Source organism: Paracoccus aminovorans (genome assembly GCF_001546115.1).
Taxonomy (GTDB): domain Bacteria; phylum Pseudomonadota; class Alphaproteobacteria; order Rhodobacterales; family Rhodobacteraceae; genus Paracoccus; species Paracoccus aminovorans_B.
The window spans coordinates 41,427-59,134 of sequence record NZ_KQ955211.1; the positions used below are offsets into that span (position 1 = coordinate 41,427).

Annotated in this window: 15 protein-coding genes; 7 read left to right on the forward strand and 8 right to left on the reverse strand. The window is 68.7% G+C overall.

Annotated features, from left to right (window positions below; genetic code table 11):
* Positions 1-36: 36 nt before the first annotated feature.
* The 6 genes from ASV56_RS20460 (at position 37) to ASV56_RS20485 (ending at position 6,422) form a co-directional block, all read left to right on the forward strand.
* Positions 37-1,287, forward strand: coding sequence for a Zn-dependent hydrolase (locus ASV56_RS20460; RefSeq protein WP_062563822.1), 1,251 nt, complete (start codon positions 37-39; stop codon positions 1,285-1,287).
* Between the two features lie 70 nt (positions 1,288-1,357).
* Positions 1,358-2,809 carry a dihydropyrimidinase gene (hydA, locus tag ASV56_RS20465; protein ID WP_062563823.1) on the forward strand — a complete coding sequence of 484 codons (1,452 nt, stop codon included), beginning with the start codon at positions 1,358-1,360 and terminating at the stop codon, positions 2,807-2,809.
* A 1-nt stretch (position 2,810) separates the two neighbouring features.
* Positions 2,811-3,596: an ABC transporter ATP-binding protein gene (locus tag ASV56_RS20470; protein WP_062563824.1), complete on the forward strand. Its 786-nt coding sequence runs from the start codon at positions 2,811-2,813 to the stop codon at positions 3,594-3,596.
* 90 nt (positions 3,597-3,686) lie between these two features.
* On the forward strand, positions 3,687-4,550 hold the full coding sequence (locus ASV56_RS20475; protein WP_062563825.1) for an ABC transporter permease: 864 nt from the start codon (positions 3,687-3,689) through the stop codon (positions 4,548-4,550).
* Positions 4,547-5,395: an ABC transporter permease gene (locus ASV56_RS20480; protein ID WP_062563826.1), complete on the forward strand. Its 849-nt coding sequence runs from the start codon at positions 4,547-4,549 to the stop codon at positions 5,393-5,395. The genes ASV56_RS20475 and ASV56_RS20480 overlap by 4 nt, the downstream gene beginning before the upstream one ends.
* A gap of 46 nt (positions 5,396-5,441) precedes the next feature.
* Entirely contained in the window at positions 5,442-6,422 is a 981-nt protein-coding gene (locus ASV56_RS20485) for an ABC transporter substrate-binding protein (protein WP_062563827.1), read from the forward strand.
* 2 nt (positions 6,423-6,424) lie between these two features.
* Here ASV56_RS20485 and speB read toward each other — a convergent pair whose 3' ends face one another.
* From speB to ASV56_RS20500, 3 genes are all read right to left on the reverse strand, one after another.
* Positions 6,425-7,369 (reverse strand): agmatinase, encoded by a 945-nt coding sequence (gene speB / locus ASV56_RS20490; RefSeq protein ID WP_062563828.1) that lies wholly within the window; start codon positions 7,367-7,369, stop codon positions 6,425-6,427.
* 74 nt (positions 7,370-7,443) lie between these two features.
* The gene (locus ASV56_RS20495; RefSeq protein WP_062563829.1) at positions 7,444-8,772 is read right to left on the reverse strand and encodes an MFS transporter; all 1,329 of its coding nucleotides are present in this window, start codon (positions 8,770-8,772) and stop codon (positions 7,444-7,446) included.
* A gap of 131 nt (positions 8,773-8,903) precedes the next feature.
* Complete coding sequence (locus ASV56_RS20500) at positions 8,904-10,133, reverse strand: aminopeptidase P family protein (protein WP_062563830.1); 1,230 nt, start codon at positions 10,131-10,133, stop codon at positions 8,904-8,906.
* Positions 10,134-10,245: 112 nt separating this feature from the next.
* Between ASV56_RS20500 and ASV56_RS20505 the strand changes: the two genes are divergently transcribed.
* Positions 10,246-11,130 carry a LysR substrate-binding domain-containing protein gene (locus ASV56_RS20505; protein ID WP_062563831.1) on the forward strand — a complete coding sequence of 295 codons (885 nt, stop codon included), beginning with the start codon at positions 10,246-10,248 and terminating at the stop codon, positions 11,128-11,130.
* Here the strand turns inward: ASV56_RS20505 and ASV56_RS20510 are convergent.
* The 5 genes from ASV56_RS20510 to ASV56_RS20530 form a co-directional block, all read right to left on the reverse strand.
* Positions 11,127-12,647, reverse strand: coding sequence for a phospholipase D-like domain-containing protein (locus tag ASV56_RS20510; RefSeq protein ID WP_062563832.1), 1,521 nt, complete (start codon positions 12,645-12,647; stop codon positions 11,127-11,129). The genes ASV56_RS20505 and ASV56_RS20510 overlap by 4 nt on opposite strands.
* A gap of 73 nt (positions 12,648-12,720) precedes the next feature.
* The gene (gene lpdA / locus ASV56_RS20515) at positions 12,721-14,109 is read right to left on the reverse strand and encodes a dihydrolipoyl dehydrogenase (protein WP_062563833.1); all 1,389 of its coding nucleotides are present in this window, start codon (positions 14,107-14,109) and stop codon (positions 12,721-12,723) included.
* A 3-nt stretch (positions 14,110-14,112) separates the two neighbouring features.
* Positions 14,113-15,414, reverse strand: coding sequence for a dihydrolipoamide acetyltransferase family protein (locus tag ASV56_RS20520; RefSeq protein ID WP_062563834.1), 1,302 nt, complete (start codon positions 15,412-15,414; stop codon positions 14,113-14,115).
* A 1-nt stretch (position 15,415) separates the two neighbouring features.
* Positions 15,416-16,432: an alpha-ketoacid dehydrogenase subunit beta gene (locus ASV56_RS20525; protein ID WP_062563835.1), complete on the reverse strand. Its 1,017-nt coding sequence runs from the start codon at positions 16,430-16,432 to the stop codon at positions 15,416-15,418.
* Between the two features lies 1 nt (position 16,433).
* Positions 16,434-17,678 (reverse strand): 3-methyl-2-oxobutanoate dehydrogenase (2-methylpropanoyl-transferring) subunit alpha, encoded by a 1,245-nt coding sequence (locus tag ASV56_RS20530; protein WP_062563836.1) that lies wholly within the window; start codon positions 17,676-17,678, stop codon positions 16,434-16,436.
* Positions 17,679-17,708: the final 30 nt, after the last annotated feature.

A 17,708-nucleotide genomic window follows, 5' to 3' on the forward strand; every position in this document is an offset into this window, starting at 1 on the left:
GGCCGAAGCCCCGAAGCCGACAGGGAGATCAAGGACATGCCAGCACCCGGAGAGAATCTCCGCATCGATTCCGCGCGGCTGTGGGACAGCCTGATGCAGATGGCCAGGATCGGTCCCGGCGTGGCCGGGGGCAACAATCGCCAGACCCTGACCGATGCCGATGCCGAGGGCCGCGCCCTGTTCCAGCGCTGGTGCGAGGAGGCGGGCCTGAGCCTGGGCGTGGACCGCATGGGCACCATGTTCGCCACCCGGCCGGGCGAGGACCCGGACGCGCTGCCGGTCTATGTCGGCTCGCATCTGGATACCCAGCCGACCGGCGGAAAATACGACGGCGTGCTGGGCGTGCTGGCCGGGCTGGAGCTGGTGCGGACGATGAACGACCTCGGCATCCGCACCCGGCATCCGATCGTGGTGACGAACTGGACCAATGAGGAGGGCGCGCGCTTCGCGCCGGCCATGCTGGCCTCGGGCGTCTTCGCCGGGGTGCTGGACCTGGACTATGCCTATGCTCGCGAGGATCAGCAGGGCCTGCGCTTCGGCGACGAGTTGAAGCGCATCGGCTGGCTGGGCGAGGAAGAGGTCGGCGCCCGCAAGATGCACGCCTATTTCGAATATCACATCGAGCAGGGCCCGGTCCTGGAGGCCGAGCAGAAGACCATCGGCGTGGTGACGCATTGCCAAGGGCTGTGGTGGCTGGAATTCACCCTGACCGGGCGCGAGGCGCATACCGGCTCGACGCCCATGGAGATGCGGGTGAATGCCGGGCTGGCCATGGCGCGAATTTTCGAGATGGTTCAAGAGGTTGCAATGGCCGCCCAGCCCGGCGCCGTGGGCGGTGTCGGGCAGGTGAAGTTCAGCCCGAATTCGCGCAACGTGCTGCCGGGAACGGTGGTGTTCACGGTCGACATCCGCAGCCCCGACCAGGCCAAGCTGGACGGGATGCGGGCCGTGATCGAGAGGCGCGCGCAGGAGATTTGTGACGCGTCGTCAGTGGGTTGTTCGGTCGAGGCGGTGGGGCATTTCGACCCGGTGACCTTCGATCCGGTGCTGGTCGGGCGGGTGCGCGAGGCGGCCGAGCGGCTGGGGTTGGATCATTGCGACATCATCTCGGGTGCGGGGCATGATGCCTGCTGGGCGGCGAAGGTGGCGCCGGCCACCATGGTCATGTGTCCCTGCGTGGGTGGGCTCTCGCATAACGAGGCCGAGGAGATCAGCCCGGAATGGGCCGCGGCCGGGGCCGACGTGCTGCTGCATGCGGTGCTGGAGACGGCCGAGGTGGTCGCGTGATGGCGCGGCCGGGCCGGGGGCTCTGCCCCCGGACCCCCGGGGTATTTTCGCAACAAAGAAGGGCTGAGGCATGAGCACGGTCATCAAGGGCGGCACAATCGTCACGGCGGATCTGAGCTATCCGGCGGATGTGCTGATCGAGGGCGGGCGGATCGCCGGGATCGGCGAAGGGCTGGCGGGCGACACGGTGCTGGATGCGACGGGCTGCTATGTCATGCCGGGCGGGATCGACCCGCATACGCATCTGGAGATGCCGTTCATGGGCACCTATTCCAGCGACGATTTCGAGAGCGGGACGCGGGGGGCGCTGGCGGGCGGCACCACGATGGTGGTGGATTTCGCTTTGCCTGCCCCGGGCGAGGGGCTGCTGGATGCCTTGAAGAAATGGGACAACAAGGCCGGGCGGGCCTGTTGCGACTATTCCTTTCACATGGCCGTGACCTGGTGGGGCGAGCAGGTCTTTGACGAGATGCAGGCCGTGACCGAGCGCGGCATCAATACCTTCAAGCATTTCATGGCCTACAAGGGCAGCCTGATGGTGAATGACGAGGAGCTTTTCGCCAGTTTCCGGCGCTGCGCCGAGCTGGGGGCGATCCCGCTGGTCCATGCCGAGAATGGCGACATCGTCGCCAGCATGTCGGCCAGGCTGCTGGCCGAGGGCAACACCGGGCCCGAGGCGCATGCCTATTCCCGACCGAGCCAGGTCGAGGGCGAGGCGACGAACCGCGCCATCATGATCGCCGACATGGCCGGGGTGCCGCTTTATGTCGTGCATACCTCCTGCGAGGAAAGCCATGAGGCGATCCGGCGGGCGCGGAGCTTGGGCAAGCGGGTCTGGGGCGAGCCGCTGATCCAGCATCTGGTGCTGGACGAGAGCGAATATGCCAACCCGGATTGGGACCATGCGGCGCGGCGGGTGATGTCGCCGCCGTTCCGCGACAAGCGGCATCAGGACAGCCTGTGGGCCGGGCTAGCCTCGGGCAGCCTGTCTTGCGTGGCGACGGATCATTGCGCCTTTACCACCGCGCAGAAACGCTTTGGCATCGGCGATTTCACCAGGATCCCGAACGGCACCGGCGGCCTTGAGGAGCGGATGCCGATGCTGTGGACCATGGGTGTCAGGACCGGGCGGCTGACGCCGAACGAGTTCGTGGCGGTGACTTCGACCAATATCGCCAAGATCCTGAACATCTATCCCAGGAAGGGCGCGGTGCTGGTTGGCGCGGATGCCGATCTGGTGGTCTGGGATCCGGAGGCGAAAAAGACCATCACGGCGGCGCGGCAGCAATCCGCCATTGATTACAACGTCTTCGAGGGGCGCGAGGTGGTGGGGCTGCCGCGCTTTACCCTGACCCGCGGCGTGGTCGCGGTGACCGAGGGCAAGGTCGATACGCATGAGGGCCATGGCCAGTTCGTGGCGCGCGAGCCCCGGGGCGCTGTCGGCCGGGCGCTGTCGACCTGGAAGGCGCTGAGCGAGCCCAGGCCGGTGTCGCGCGCCGGCATTCCGGCCAGCGGGGTGTGAGGTGGAGGCGGCACCGGCGGTCATCGAGGCCCGGCACCTGAACCTGACCTTTCCCACCGACGACGGCCCGGTCCATGCGCTGAAGGACGTGGACCTGACCGTGGCGCCCGGCGATTTCATCAGCTTCATCGGCCCCTCGGGCTGCGGCAAGACCACGCTTCTGCGCTGCATCGCCGCGCTGGAGACGCCGACCGGCGGCAGCCTGACCGTGCGCGGCATGACGGCGGACGCGGCGCGGCGGGCCAGGAGCTATGGCTATGTCTTTCAGGCGGCTGGACTTTATCCCTGGCGCACCATCGCCGGGAACATCCGCCTGCCGCTGGAGATCATGGGCTATCCGAAGGCCGAGCAGGCCGAGCGGGTCCAGGCGGTGCTGGATCTGGTCGAGTTGGGCCAGTTCGGCCGCAAGTTCCCCTGGCAGCTGTCGGGGGGCATGCAGCAGCGCGCCAGCATCGCCCGCGCGCTGGCCTTCGACGCCGAGATCCTGCTGATGGACGAGCCCTTCGGCGCGCTGGACGAGATCGTGCGCGACCGGCTGAACGAGGAGCTGTTGCGGCTGTGGCAGCGGACCGGCAAGACCATCGCCTTCGTCACCCATTCCATCCCCGAGGCGGTTTACCTGTCCACCCGGATCGTGGTCATGTCGCCGCGCCCGGGGCGCATCACCAAGGTGATCGAAAGCCCGCTGCCGCGGGTCCGGCCATTGGATATTCGCGACTCGCCCGAGTTCATCCGCATCGCCCATGAGGTGCGCGAGGGTTTGCACGAGGGACACGGTCATGATTGAGGCTGCGGCCCGCACCGCGGATGCACGGGGCGTACACCGCGCGTACACCGAGGATGCACCGTTTGGCGCCGTTTGCGGAAGGATTGCGACATGAGCCGCGTCCTGCCGGTCCTGACCGTGCTGCTGGCGATCCTGGTGATCTGGTACGCTGCGGCAGTCATGCTGAACCGGGCCTGGGTGCTGGACCAGGCGGCGCGGGCGGGCAGCGAGGTCGGCTTCAGCCAGATGCTGCGCGAGACCATGGCGCAGGACCGGCCGGTGCTGCCGGCGCCGCATCAGGTCGCCAAGGGGCTGTGGGACGGCGTGGCCGGGCAGAAGATCACCTCGAAGCGCAGCCTGGTCTGGCATGCCGGGGTGACGCTGTCGGCGACGCTGGCCGGGTTCGCGCTGGGGACGGCGGCGGGGCTTTTGCTGGCCATCGGCATCGTGCACAGCCGGGCGATGGACATGAGCGTGATGCCCTGGGCCATCGCCTCGCAGACCATCCCGATCCTCGCGATCGCGCCGATGGTGATCGTGGTGCTGGCCTCGCTCGGGATCAAGGGCTTGCTGCCCAAGGCGCTGATCGCCGCCTATCTGAGCTTCTTCCCGGTGCTGGTCGGCATGGTCAAGGGCTTGCGGGCGCCGGACGGGATGCAGCTGGACCTGCTGCGGACCTATAATGCCTCGCAGGGGCAGAGCTTGCGGATGCTGCGGCTGCCGTCCTCGGTGCCCTATCTGTTCGCCTCGCTGAAGGTCGGGATCGCGGCGGCGCTGGTCGGGACCATCGTCGCGGAACTGCCGGCAGGGGCGACGGCGGGGCTGGGCGCGCGGCTGCTGTCGGGCAGCTATTACGGCCAGACCGTGCAGATCTGGGCGGCGCTGTTCGCCGCCGCCATCCTGGCCGCGGTGCTGGTCATGCTGATCGGCGCGGTCGAGCGGGTGACGTTGAGCCGCATGGGGTTTTCGCGATGAGCTGGCAGGGCTGGGCCGCCATCGGCTTCTGGATCGCGGCCATGGCGCTGAACGTGCAGGTCGCGAACCGGCATGGCGCGGCGCGATGGGCGCGGGTCTTCGTGCCGACGCTGTTCGGCATCACGCTGCTGGTGCTGTGGCAGGGGCTGGTGCGCGGGCTGGCGGTCAGCCCGGTGATCCTGCCGGCGCCGACCGACATCGCGGCGCGCCTTGCCGGCAGCTTGCCGCTGCTGTGGGGCGATTTCAGCCAGACCATCCTGAAGGGGGCGCTGTCGGGCTATGTCATCGGCTGCGGCGCCGCCGTGCTGACCGCCATCGCGGTGGACCGCTTTCCCTTCCTGCAAAGGGGGCTGCTGCCGGTCGGCAATTTCGTCGCCGCCCTGCCCATTGTCGGCATCGCGCCGATCCTGGTGATGTGGTTCGGCTTCGACTGGCAATCGAAGGCCGCCGTGGTCGTGGTCATGGTGTTCTTCCCGGTGCTGGTGAACATGGTCGCGGGGCTGGCGGCCACCGATCCGCTGCAACGCGACCTGATGCGGACCTATTCCGCGAGCTACCGCGACACGCTGCTGAAGCTGCGCCTGCCGGCGGCGATGCCGTTCCTGTTCAACGGGCTGAAGATCGCCACCACCCTGGCCCTGATCGGCGCCATCGTGGCCGAGTTCTTCGGCTCGCCCACGCGGGGCATGGGGTTTCGCATCGCGACCGCCGTGGGGCAGCTGGACCTGCCGCTGGTCTGGGCCGAGATCGCGGTGGCGGCGCTGGCCGGCAGCGGCTTCTTCGGCCTGATGACGCTGGCCGAAAAGGCGGTCACCTTTTGGCACCCTTCGCAGCGGGGGCGATGATTTCAACCGGCCCGGGATAAACCGGCAACCAACAGTGGAGACGGGAATGAACAGATTTCTGATCGGAGCCGCTCTGGCAGCCCTCGCGGTGGGGGCGGCGCAGGCGGAAGAGGTGAAGCTGCAGCTGAAATGGGTCACGCAGGCCCAGTTCGCCGGCTATTACGTCGCCAAGGACAAGGGTTTCTATGAGGAGGAAGGGCTGGAGGTCGACGTCATGCCCGGCGGGCCCGACATCTCGCCCACGCAGGTCATGGCCGGGGGCGGCGCGGATGTGACGGTGGACTGGATGCCCTCGGCCCTGGCCGCGCGGGAAAAGGGGCTGGCGCTGGTCAATATCGCCCAACCGTTCAAAAGCTCGGGGATGATGCTGACCTGCCTGAAGGAAAGCGGCATCACCGGCCCCGAGGATTTCCGCGGCAAGACCCTGGGGGTCTGGTTCGGCGGCAACGAATACCCGTTCCTCAGCTGGATGGCGACGCTGAAGATCCCGACCGACGGCTCGCCCGAGGGGGTGACGGTGCTGAAGCAGGGCTTCAACGTCGATCCGCTGCTGCAAAAGCAGGCGGCCTGCATCTCGACCATGACCTATAACGAATATTGGCAGGTGATCGACGCCGGGCTGAAGCCCGAGGACCTGGTGACCTTCAAATATGAGGACGAGGGCGTCGCCACGCTGGAGGACGGGCTGTATGTCATGGAGGACAAGCTGAAGGACCCGGCTTTCGTCGCCAAGATGGAAAAATTCGTCCGCGCCTCGATGAAGGGCTGGAAATATGCCGAGGCGCATCCCGACGAGGCGGCGCAGATCGTCATCGACAATGACGAGACCGGCGCGCAGACGCTGGAGGTGCAGGCCCGCATGATGGGCGAGATCGCCAAGCTGACGGCCGGCTCCAATGGCGCGCTGGATCCGGCGGATTACGACCGCACGGTCAAGGTGCTGCTGGGCGGCGGCTCGGACCCGGTGATCTCGAAGGCGCCCGAAGGGGCCTATGTGCTGGAGATCACCGACAAGGCCTTGCAGTAAGGCTAGCGGGTCTCGGCCAGCACGCAGAGCAGCTCGAACAGCATCGTCGCGCCGGTCAGCGCGGTGATGCCGCCGATGTCGAAGGGCGGCGAGACCTCGACCACGTCGGCGCCGGCGATATTCAGCCCCGAGAGGCCGCGCACCAGCGCCTGCGCCTCGCGCGTGGTCAAGCCGCCGATCTCGGGCGTGCCGGTGCCGGGGGCCATGGCGGGGTCGATGCTGTCGATGTCGAAGGTGACGTAGCAGGGCGCATCGCCCATCAGGGCGCGGATCTCGGCCGAGACCGCATCGGCGCCGCGGCGGGCGAATTCCTCGATATAGATGATGCGGATGCCCTGGTCCTGCGCCCATTGGTGTTCGTCCGCGGCGTAGATCGAGCCGCGGATGCCGATCTGCACCATGCGGCGCGGGTCGAGAATGCCTTCCTCGATCGCGCGGCGGAAGGGGGTGCCGTGGGTATAGCGGTTGCCGCCGAAATAGCTGTCGTTAGTGTCGGAATGGGCGTCGAACTGCACCAGCCCCAGCGGGCCGCGCCCGGCCTTGTGGATGGCGCGCAGCACCGGCAGCGTGGTCAGGTGGTCGCCGCCGACCGAGAGCGGGCGCGCGCCGGCCGCGCAGATGGCACTGATGCCGGATTCGATCTGCGCCAGCGCCGCCATCAGGTCGATGGGCTGCACGGCCAAGTCGCCCAGATCGGCCACCCGCAGCCGTTCATAGGGCGCGACCCCGGTGACGTGATGCACGCGGCGCATCAGGCTGGACTGGTTCCTGACCTCGCGCGGGCCGTGGCGGGCGCCGGGGCGGTTGGTGGTGCCGCCGTCCCAGGGAATGCCGAGGATCGCCACGTCGAGCCCGGTCGGGTCGCTGAGCGCGGGCAGGCGCATGAAGGTCGAATGTCCCGCGAAACGCGGGACAAGGGCGGCATCGACGGGTTCGTGGAAGGGCATCGGGGGCCTCGGGCTGTGGCTGCGGGCCCCAGCCTAGGACGCCTGCCCGCGTCGGGGCAAGCGTCCGTGCTGCGTCAGTCGCGCAAGGGCTTGCCGGCGGTTTCGCGCGCGGCCAGCATGGCGACCAGGGCCACGACTGCGGCTGCGACCAGATACCAGGCCGGGGCGGTCTTGCTGCCGGTGGCGCCGATCAGCCAGGTGGCGACGAAGGGCGCCGTGCCGCCGAACAGCGCATTGGCGGTGTTGAAGCTGAAGGCAAAGCCGGAATAGCGCACCCGGGTCGGAAAGATCTCGGTCAGGAAGCAGGGCAGCGTGCCGTCGTTCACGGTCAGCAGCGCCCCGAAAATCACCTGGATCAGCACGATCATCGCGAAGCTGGCGCCGTCCAGCATGCCGAACAGCGGCACGGTCAGGACGATGAACAGCACCGAGGCCGCGATCAGCGCCGTCTTGCGCCCGAAGCGATCCGACAGCAGGCCCATCAGGAAGATCAGGAAGATATAGGCAAAAAGCGCGATGCTGTTGGCCAGAAACGAGGCGCTTTCCTCCATGCCCATTTCGGTGATGAGATAGGTCGGCATGTAGCTGAGGATCAGATAGAAGCCGACGGCGTTCAGGCAGGTGACGGCAAAGGCGCGGATGATCGGCTTGCGATAGGTGGTGAACAGTTCCTTGATCGGCGTCGCTTCGACATGGTGCTTTGCTTCCAGCTCGCGGAACTTCGGCGTGTCCTCGAGCTTCAGCCGGATATAGAGCCCGACCAGGCCCAGCGGAAAGGCCAGCAGGAACGGCAGCCGCCAGCCCCAGCCATGCAGTTGCGCGGTCTCGAGCTGCGAAAACAGCAGCGCCGACATCAGCGATCCGGCCAGCAGCCCGGCGGCCGTGCTGGCGGGCACCATGCTGGTGTAGAAGCCGCGTTTTGCGGGCGGCGCATATTCGGCCAGGAAGGACGTCGCCCCGGCATATTCGCCCGAGGCGGAAAAGCCCTGCACCATGCGCACGATGAGCAGCAGCACCGGCGCCAGCATGCCGATCTGGTGATAGGACGGCAGCAGGGCGATGACGGTCGTTGCCCCGGACATGATGAGGATCGACCAGGACAGCGCGGTCTTGCGGCCGATGCGGTCGCCGATGCTGCCCCAGACGATGCCGCCGATCGGGCGGATGACGAAGGAGATCGCGAAGACCGCGAAGGTCGCCAGCAGCGCGGCCTGCGGCGCGATCTCGGGAAAGAAGACCGCGGCGATCACGGTGGCGAAATAGCCATAGGAGGCATAGTCGAACCATTCGACGAAATTGCCGATGAAACTGGCGGTCAGAACCTTGCGCAGGACGGCCGGGCTGGCCTGGGCGTCGGACACGCCGTTCGGGCCCGCAGCGGCGGGGATGGTCATAGCGGTCATGGTCTCCTCCCATGGGAACCGATGATGGTGACGATCATCGTCGACGGCGCGACCCTCCCGGTCGGCCGGACGGCTTTGCATGCTGGCAAAAGCGAAAACCGGCGGGGCTTCTGGCCCCGCCGGTTCCTGGATCAGGCGGCCTTGGCCTTGCCCCGGACGATCAGGTGTTCGGGGCCGTAGGGGAAGCCGGTGATGTTGCGGTTGCCGGTCTCCTCGATCACCAGGATGTCGTGTTCGCGATAGCCGCCGGCGCCGGGCAGGTGGTCGGGGATGGTGATCATCGGCTCCATCGAGACGACCATGCCGGGTTCCAGCACGGTGTCGCAATCCTCGCGCAGTTCCAGCCCGGCCTCGCGGCCGTAATAGTGGCAGAGCACGCCGAAGCTGTGGCCATAGCCGAAGCTGCGGTATTGCAGCAGGTTTTCGGCGGCATAGATCTCGTTCAGCTCGGCGGCGATGTCGGCGCATTTCGCGCCGGGCACGAGCAGCTCCTTGCCGCGGTCGTGGACCTTGCAGTTGATTTCCCACAGCCGCAGGTGTTCGTCGCTGGCATGTTCGGCAAAGAGCGTGCGCTCCAGCGCGACGTAATAGCCGGCGACCATCGGGAAGCAGTTCAGGGACAGGATGTCGCCGGCCTCGATCTTGCGCGAGGTGACCGGGTTGTGGGCGCCGTCGGTGTTGATGCCGGACTGGAACCAGGTCCAGGTGTCCAGAAGCTCGGCCTCGGGCCAGGTTTTGGCGATCTCGCGCACCATGGTGGCGGTGGAGTGCAGCGCGACCTCGTGTTCGGGCGTGCCGACGGCGGTGGCCTCGACGCAGGCGGCGCCGCCGATGTCGGCGATGCGGGTCATCTGGGTGATATGGGCGATTTCCTCGGGCGATTTCACCATGCGCAGCCGCATCGCCGGGGCGGCGATGTCGACGAATTCGACGCCGGGGAATTCCGATTTCAGAAGCGCCAGCAGGTCGAGCGTGACATGGTCGAATTCGATGCCGATGCGTTTCGCGGCGCCCACGATCTGGCGGATGGCGTGGAAATAGTTGTCTTTTTGCCAGTCGGTATAGGTCAGGTTGTTGCCGAAGGTGCGGCGCCAGGGCTGGCCGCCGTCGATGCCGGCGCTGATCGAGGTGGCGTGGTCGTGGTCGATCAGGAAGCCATAGCGCCGGCCGAACTGGCAATACAGGAAATCGGCGTAGTAGTTGATGTTGTGGTAGCTGGTGAACAGCGCCGCATCGACGCCGGCCTGGGCCATATGGGCGCGGATGGCATCGTGGCGGCGCTGCATCTCGGCGGCCGAGAAGGTCGGCTGCGCCTTGCTGCCGTTGCCGACATAGTTCTGCAGCCGTTCGCGGGTGGTCATGGGGCTCTCCTGTCCTTGGGGATGGCAGCAGGATCGGGGTTGCGGGCCGGTCTTGTCAAAAGACGGTTTCTCATGCTTTCTGTGAGAAAATCTCAAGCCGGAAGGGGCCGGGATGCCGCTGCCTCCGCTGAATGCGCTGCGGGCCTTCGAGGCGGCGGCGCGGTTGAAAAGCTTCAAGGCGGCGGCGGATGCGCTGTTCGTCACCCAGTCGGCCGTCAGCCACCAGATCCGGCACCTGGAGGATTTCCTGCGGGTGCCGCTGTTCGACCGCTCCGGCGCGCGGCCGCGAATTCTGCCAGCAGGACAAGAGCTTGCGCGGACGCTGAGCCTGTCCTTCGCCGAGATCGACGCCGCCTGCCGGCGCATCGCCCAAGCCCGCCAGGACCGGGTGCTGGTGATCGCGGCCATCCCCTCGGTCGCGATCTGCTGGCTGATCCCGCGGCTGGCGCGGTTCCGCGAAAGCCACCCCGAGGTGGCGCTGCGCGTGGTCTATGCCATGCACGGGCATGAGATCGACTTCAGCGCGACTCACCTGGCCTTCGTCTATGCCGACCGGGTGCCGCAGCTGCCGGGGGTCGAGACGCTGGCCTTTCTGTCGGGGGCCTGCGTGCCGGTGTGCAGCCCGCAGCGGCTGCCGGCGACGGCGACGGTGGCCGAGATCAAGGCGGCGGGGCTGTTGCACGACACCGACCGCTCGGGCTGGGCGGAATGGCTGGCGCAGGCGGGATCGGGGCTGGACCCGCAGGATCCCGGGCCGCTGTTCGAGGATTTCAACCTGCTGCGCGCCGCCGCGCTGGCCGGGCAGGGGGTGGCGCTGTGCCCGCTGGCGATGATCCGCGACGACCTCGATTCGGGCCGGCTGGTGCAGCTGTCGGCCGAGGCGGTGCTGGACCAGTTCGACTATTACCTGCTTTGCACCGAGGCGCTGCCGCCGGCGCTGGCCGAGGATGCGGCGGCGTTTCGCGCCTGGGCCTTTGCCGAGCGCGACGCCGGCTAGTCCTGGCGCGGCCTGCTCGGCCGGGTCCTGCACCACAGGAACAGCCCGGCCGCCAGCGCCGCCCCGCCCAGCATGACATGGCGCGAGGTGATGCCCAGCCGGGCCTGGGCGCTGCGGCGATAGCGCGGGTCGAAGAAGCGTGTGTCGGCCAGCAGGCTGCCGAGCAGGGTTTCCTTGCGCGGGCGGATGGGGCGCAGACGGCGGCCGGTGGCGCGGTTCAGGTGCTGGATGGCGGCGATCACGCTGCCGGTGTCGTCGATGCGGCGCGCCACCTCGGCCGGGTCGCGGCCCAGGTGTTCGGCGATCAGCCCGTCGCGCAGCGCGCGGACGGCGCGGCGGTCGGCGGCGTCCTTGGCCAGCAACGCCACGTCGCATTCGGTGTCGAAGCCCATCGAGCGGCGGTCGATGTTGCCGGAGCCGACGCGCAACAGCCGGTCGTCCACGATCGAGACCTTGGCATGGACATAGATGTCCTCGCCCGTCGCATTCACCGGGTAGAGGATGCGGAAGCGGTCGTGCCGGTCCAGCGCCCGCAGCTGACGGATCATGCGGCTGCGGGTGACGTGCATCGCCTCGTCCTCGACCATGCCCTGGGCGGCGCGGGGGTTGACGATGATCACCTCGGGGCCGTCCGGCTCGGCCAGGCGGCGGGCGATGGCGGCGGTGATGCTGTCGGCGGCGAAATACTGCGATTCCAGATAGATGCAATCGCGGGCCGCGGCGATGCTGTCCAGATAGAGATGCTCGATCTCGGCGATGCTGGGCTTGTCGGATTCCGGCGGCTGGGTGCGGGCGATGGCGATGGGCACGTCGTGAAAGCCGACCGGGATGCTGTCGGGCCACAGATCGGCGCCGGGGCGGAAATCCTCGTCCATCTCGGCATCGTTGGCGCGAGCCCAGCGGGCGCGGCCGAGCCGGCTGAGCGCGGCGGCGGCGGGGCCGGAAAGCACGGTGGTGGCATCGTGCCAGGGCTGGGCCACCGCGCCGTCGCGCAGCCGGCGGCAGGGGTCGCCGGGCGTGTGGTCGCGGCTGTCCCAGCGCCCGTCGGTCACGTCGATGCCGCCGCAGAAGGCCAGCGAATCGTCGATGGCGACGATCTTCTGGTGGTGGCAGGCGCCGATCGGGTGGCGGCCGTCGAAGGCCAGGTGGATCTGTTCGGGCGACAGGAACTTGATCCGCGCCGCCGGCAACAGCCCGCCCGGCGCGATCAGCGCCCCGCCGCTCCATTTCAGCAGGTAGATGTCAAGCCCGGGGCGGCGGTCCACCAGCGCGTCGAGGAAGGGGCCGATCTGGTTCGGCATGCCGTCGGGCGCGTCGCCGTCGGCGTCGCTTTCGCCGGGCAGCATCTCGATCTCGAAGTCGAAGTCCCAGCCGATCAGGATCACCAGCCGCCGGGCCTTGAGCAGCGATTCGCGCAGGGCGCGGAAATAATCGGCGCCGTCGACGATGACCGAAAAGCAGCGCGCCGTGGCGACCCGCCAGCAGTTGCGGCCGGGGGTGAATTGCAGGTCCTGCATCGTGCTGTCCTTCGCGTGATCGGTGATGCCGAACCGCCAAGGCGGGCGCCCGGTTCCGCGGGCGCGCCGGCCTTCAGATGTGCAGCGCGTGGCCCAGGGCGCGCAGGCAGGCCTCGTGCAGCGCCTCGCCCCGGGTCGGGTGGGCGTGGATGGTGCCGGCGATGTCTTCGAGCCTTGCGCCCATCTCCAGCGCCAGCGCGAAGCCGCCGGCCAGTTCCGCGACGCCGGCGCCGACCGCCTGGATGCCCAGCACCTCATGCGTGTCGGGCCGCGCGGTGACGCGGATGAAGCCGGTCTCGTCATCCGCCGTCATCGCCCGGCCGTTGGCGGCGAAGGGGAACAGGCCGATCAGCGGCTCATGGCCCTGGCTGCGCAGCTCGTCGGGGCCGAGGCCGACGCTGACGATTTCCGGGTCGGTGAAGCAGACCGCCGGGATCGCGCGCTTGTCCCAGGCGCGCGGCTGGCCCGCGACCAGTTCCGCGACCATCTCGCCCTGGGCCATGGCGCGATGCGCCAGCATCGGCTCGCCCGTCACGTCGCCGATGGCCAGAACGCCGGTCATCGAGGTGCGGCAACGCTCGTCGATCTTCAGGAACGGGCCGGCCATGGCCAGGCGCAGCCCGTCGATGCCGGCGCCGGTGGCGCGGGGGCGGCGGCCGACCGTGATCAGCACCTTGTCGGCGGCGATCTCCTCGGCCCCGTCGGCGGCGGCCACGCGCAGGGCGCCGCTGTCCGAGAGGCCGCCGGCGCGGGCGCCGGTCAGCACGCGGATGCCAAGCGCCGTCAGCCGCTGCGCGACCGGCCGGGTCAGTTCGGCGTCATATTGCGGCAGGATGCGCGGCCCGGCCTCGACCACGGTGACCGCGGCGCCGAGCTTGGCGAAGGCGATGCCCAGTTCCAGCCCGATATAGCCGCCGCCGACCACGGCGAGCCGTTCCGGCACCTCGGTCAGGGCCAGCGCCCCGGTCGAGGAGATCACCTTGCCGCCGAAGGGCAGGGACGGGATCTCGATCGGCTCCGAGCCGGTGGCGATGACCAGCACCTCGGTGCGGATGCGGACCGGGCCTTCGGGGGTCGCCACCTCGACGGTCTTGCCGTCGCGGATGGTGGCCATGCCGGTCACCAGCCGCACCTTGGCCTTGCGCAGCAGCGTCGCCACGCCGCCGGTCAGGCGGCTGACGATGCCGTCCTTCCAGGCCATGGTGGCGGCCAGGTCGAGGGTCGGCGGCCCGGCCGAAATGCCCATCGCGGCAGTCGAGGACAGCGCCGCGATGCGGTGGAATTCCTCGGCCGCGTGGATCAGCGCCTTCGAGGGGATGCAGCCGACGTTGAGGCAGGTGCCGCCCGGTGGCTCGGCATCGACGATGACGGTGTCGACGCCCAATTGCCCGGCGCGGATGGCGCAGACATAGCCGCCGGGGCCGGCGCCGAGGATCAGCAGCCTGCATTGGATCTCGCGCATCGCTCAGCCCTCCACGAAGATCAGCGCCGGGGTCTCCAGCAGCTCTTTCAGCCGCGCCACGAAGGTGGCGGCGTCCCAGCCGTCGATCACCCGGTGGTCGAAGCTGCAGGACAGGTTCATCATCTTGCGCGGCTCGAAGGCGGCGCCGTTCCAATGCGGCCGCACCGCCAGCCGGTTGACGCCGACGATGGCAACCTCGGGCACGTTCAGGATCGGGGTCGAGGCGATGGCGCCCAAGGGGCCCAGCGAGGTGATGGTGATGGTCGAGCCGGTCAGCTCGTCGCGTTTCGCGGTGCCCTCCTTGGCGGCGGCGCCGATGCGGGCGATTTCCGCGGCGGTGGCGCGCAGGTCCAGCGCCTCGGCATGGCGCAGGACCGGGACCATCAGGCCCGAGGGCGTCTGTGCGGCGATGCCCAGGTGCACGGCGCCGAAGCGGCGGATCAGGCTGGCCTCGGCGTCGTAATGCGCGTTCAGGATCGGCTGTTCATGCACGGCGCGCACGACGCTGCGGGCGATGAAGGCCAGGGGGTTCAGCTTCGGCCCCTTGCCATGGGCGTTCATGCGGGCGCGCAGATCCTCCAGCGCGGTCGCGTCCACCTCTTCGACGATGGTGATCTGGGGGACGCGGTTGGCGGCCTCCATGCGCTCGGCGATCTTGCGGCGCAGGCCGATGACGCGGATCTCCTCGACCGAGGTGTCGGGTTGCGGGCCCGAGGGTGCCGGAATGCCGCCCGAGGCGATGAAGGCGTCGAGATCCTGATGCCCGATCCGGCCCGCCGGTCCCGAGCCGCGCACCAGGCGCAGGTCCACGCCCGCCTCGCGCGCCCGCGCCCGGACCGAGGGCGAGGCGATGGGCTTTTCGCCCTCGGCGCGCAGCGGTGCGGTGGTGGTGGTGGTGGCGCGGGGCGCGGGCCTGGCGGGTGGCGGCTCGGGTTCCGGTTCGGCCTTGGGCTGGGCCGCAGCCGGCTCGTGGGGGGGCGGTTCGTGGGCGGGTTCGGGGGCCGGCGCGGTTTCGGCCTGGCGCGATGGTGCGGCCGGGGCGTCGCCGGCGACATTGCCGGGGCCGTCCACCTCCAGCCGGATCAGCTCGGCGCCGACGGCGATGATCTCGCCCGGCGCGCCGGCCTGCCAGACCACGGTGCCGGTGACGGGCGAGGGGATTTCCACCGTGGCCTTGTCGGTCATCACCGCGACCATCGGGTCGTCCTCGCGCAGGACGTCGCCGGGCTTGACCAGCCATTCGGCGATCTCGGCCTCGGCGATGCCTTCGCCGATGTCGGGCATGCGGATTGCGTGGATACCCATGTCAGGCCACCTCGACCAGTTGACGCAGCGCCTCGGCCACCCGTGCGGGGCCGGGGAAATAGCTCCATTCATGCGTATGCGGATAGGGCGTGTCCCAGCCCGCAACCCGCCGGATCGGCGCCTCGAGATGCCAGAAGCATTCCGCCTGCACCAGCGCCGCCAGTTCGGCGCCAAAGCCCGAGGTCAGCGTCGCCTCGTGCAGCACCAGGCAGCGGCCGGTCTTGTTAACCGAGGCCGTGATGGTCTCCATGTCGAGCGGCAGCAGGGTGCGCAGGTCGATCACCTCGGCATCGACGCCCGACTCGGCCGTCGCCGCCAGCGCGACATGGACCATGGTGCCATAGGTCAGGATCGTCGCGGCCTGGCCCGGACGGCGCACGACGGCCTTGCCCAGCGGCACGGTATAATGCCCCTCGGGCACCTCGCCCAGCTCGTGCGTCTTCCAGGCGGTGACCGGGCGGTCGTGATGGCCGTCGAAGGGGCCGTTGTAAAGCCGCTTCGGTTCCAGGAAGATCACCGGGTCCGGGTCCTCGATGGCCGACATGAGCAGCCCCTTGGCGTCCTGCGGGTTCGAGGGCACCACGGTCTTGAGGCCGGTGACATGGGTGAACAGCGCCTCGGGCGACTGGCTGTGGGTCTGGCCGCCGAAGATGCCGCCGCCGGTGGGCATGCGCACCACCATCGGGCAGGTGAACTGCCCGGCCGAGCGATAGCGCAGCCGCGCCGCCTCGGACACGATCTGGTCATAGGCCGGATAGACATAGTCGGCGAACTGGATTTCCACCACCGGCTTCAGCCCATAGGCGGCCATGCCGATGCCGGCGCCGACGATGCCGGATTCGTTGATCGGCGTGTCGAAGCAGCGGGTCTTGCCGTATTTCGCCTGCAAGCCGGCGGTGCAGCGGAAGACGCCGCCGAAATAGCCCACGTCCTCGCCGAAGACGACCACGGTCGGGTCGGCGCCCATGGCCACGTCCAGCGCGTCGCGGATGGCCTCGATCATCGTCATGCGTGCCATGTCAGAACCCCGCCTCGTGACGTTGCTTCAGAAGATGCGGCGGCATTTCGGCATAGACGTCCTCGAACATGTCGGCCTTGCTGGGGTGCTGGCCCTGGTGCAGCGTGCCGATCGCCTCGGCCTTCTTCTGCTCGGTGCTGATCGTGGCTAGGATCTCGGCCTCGGCCTGGGCGTGGCGTTCCTCGGACCAGGCGCCAAGCGCGATCAGGTGGTTCTTCAACCGCAGGATCGGGTCGCCCAGCGGCCAGGCATTGCTTTCTTCGGCCGGGCGATAGGCAGAAGGATCGTCCGAGGTGGAATGCCCGCCGGCGCGATAGGTGACATATTCGATCATCGTCGGGCCGAGGTTGCGCCGGGCGCGCTCCGCCGCCCATTTCGCCACCGCCATCACCGCGAGATAGTCGTTGCCGTCCACCCGCAGCGAGGGGATGCCGAAGCCCAGGCCGCGCGCCGCGAAGGTGCCCGAGCCGCCGCGCGCGATGCCCTGGAAGGTCGAGATCGCCCACTGGTTGTTGACCACGTTCAGCACCACCGGCGCCTTGTAGGTCGAGGCGAAGACCAGCGCGGCGTGAAAGTCGCTTTCCGCCGTCGAGCCGTCGCCGATCCAGGCCGCCGAGATCTGGCGGTCGCCCGAGATCGCCGAGGCCATGGCCCAGCCCACCGCCTGGATATATTGCGTCGCCAGGTTGCCCGAGATGGTGAAGAAACCATGCTCGCGCGAGGAATAGCAGACCGGCAATTGCCGGCCGCGCATCGGGTCGTCGGCGTTGGAGAACACCTGGTTCATCATGGAACTCAGCGGATAGCCGGCCGCGATCAACAGGCCGGCCTGGCGATAGGTCGGGAAGTTCATGTCGCCCGGCGCAAGCGCACGCTGGAAGCCGCAGGAAATGGCTTCCTCGCCCAGGTGCTGCATGTAGAAGCTGGTCTTTTGCTGGCGTTGCGCGTTCAGCATGCGCGCGTCATAGATGCGCAGTGTCATCATGTGGCGCAGGCCGGCAAGCAGGTCCTCGGGCGTCAGGTCCAGCGCCTCGGCCCAGGGGCCGACGGCCTCGCCCTCGCGGTTCAGCACGCGGATGATGGTGAAGGCGAGGTCGCGGATCGATTCGGGATCGGCGTCCACGTCCGGGCGGCGCACGGTGCCAGCGCGCGGGATCGCGACATGCGAGAAATCGGGCTGGCCGCCGGGGCGCACCTCGGGCTCCGGCACGGTCAGGCTGAGCGGGGGCAGGCCGTCGTCGCTCATGGCCGGTCCTTTCCCGCGTGGGTTGCGCTG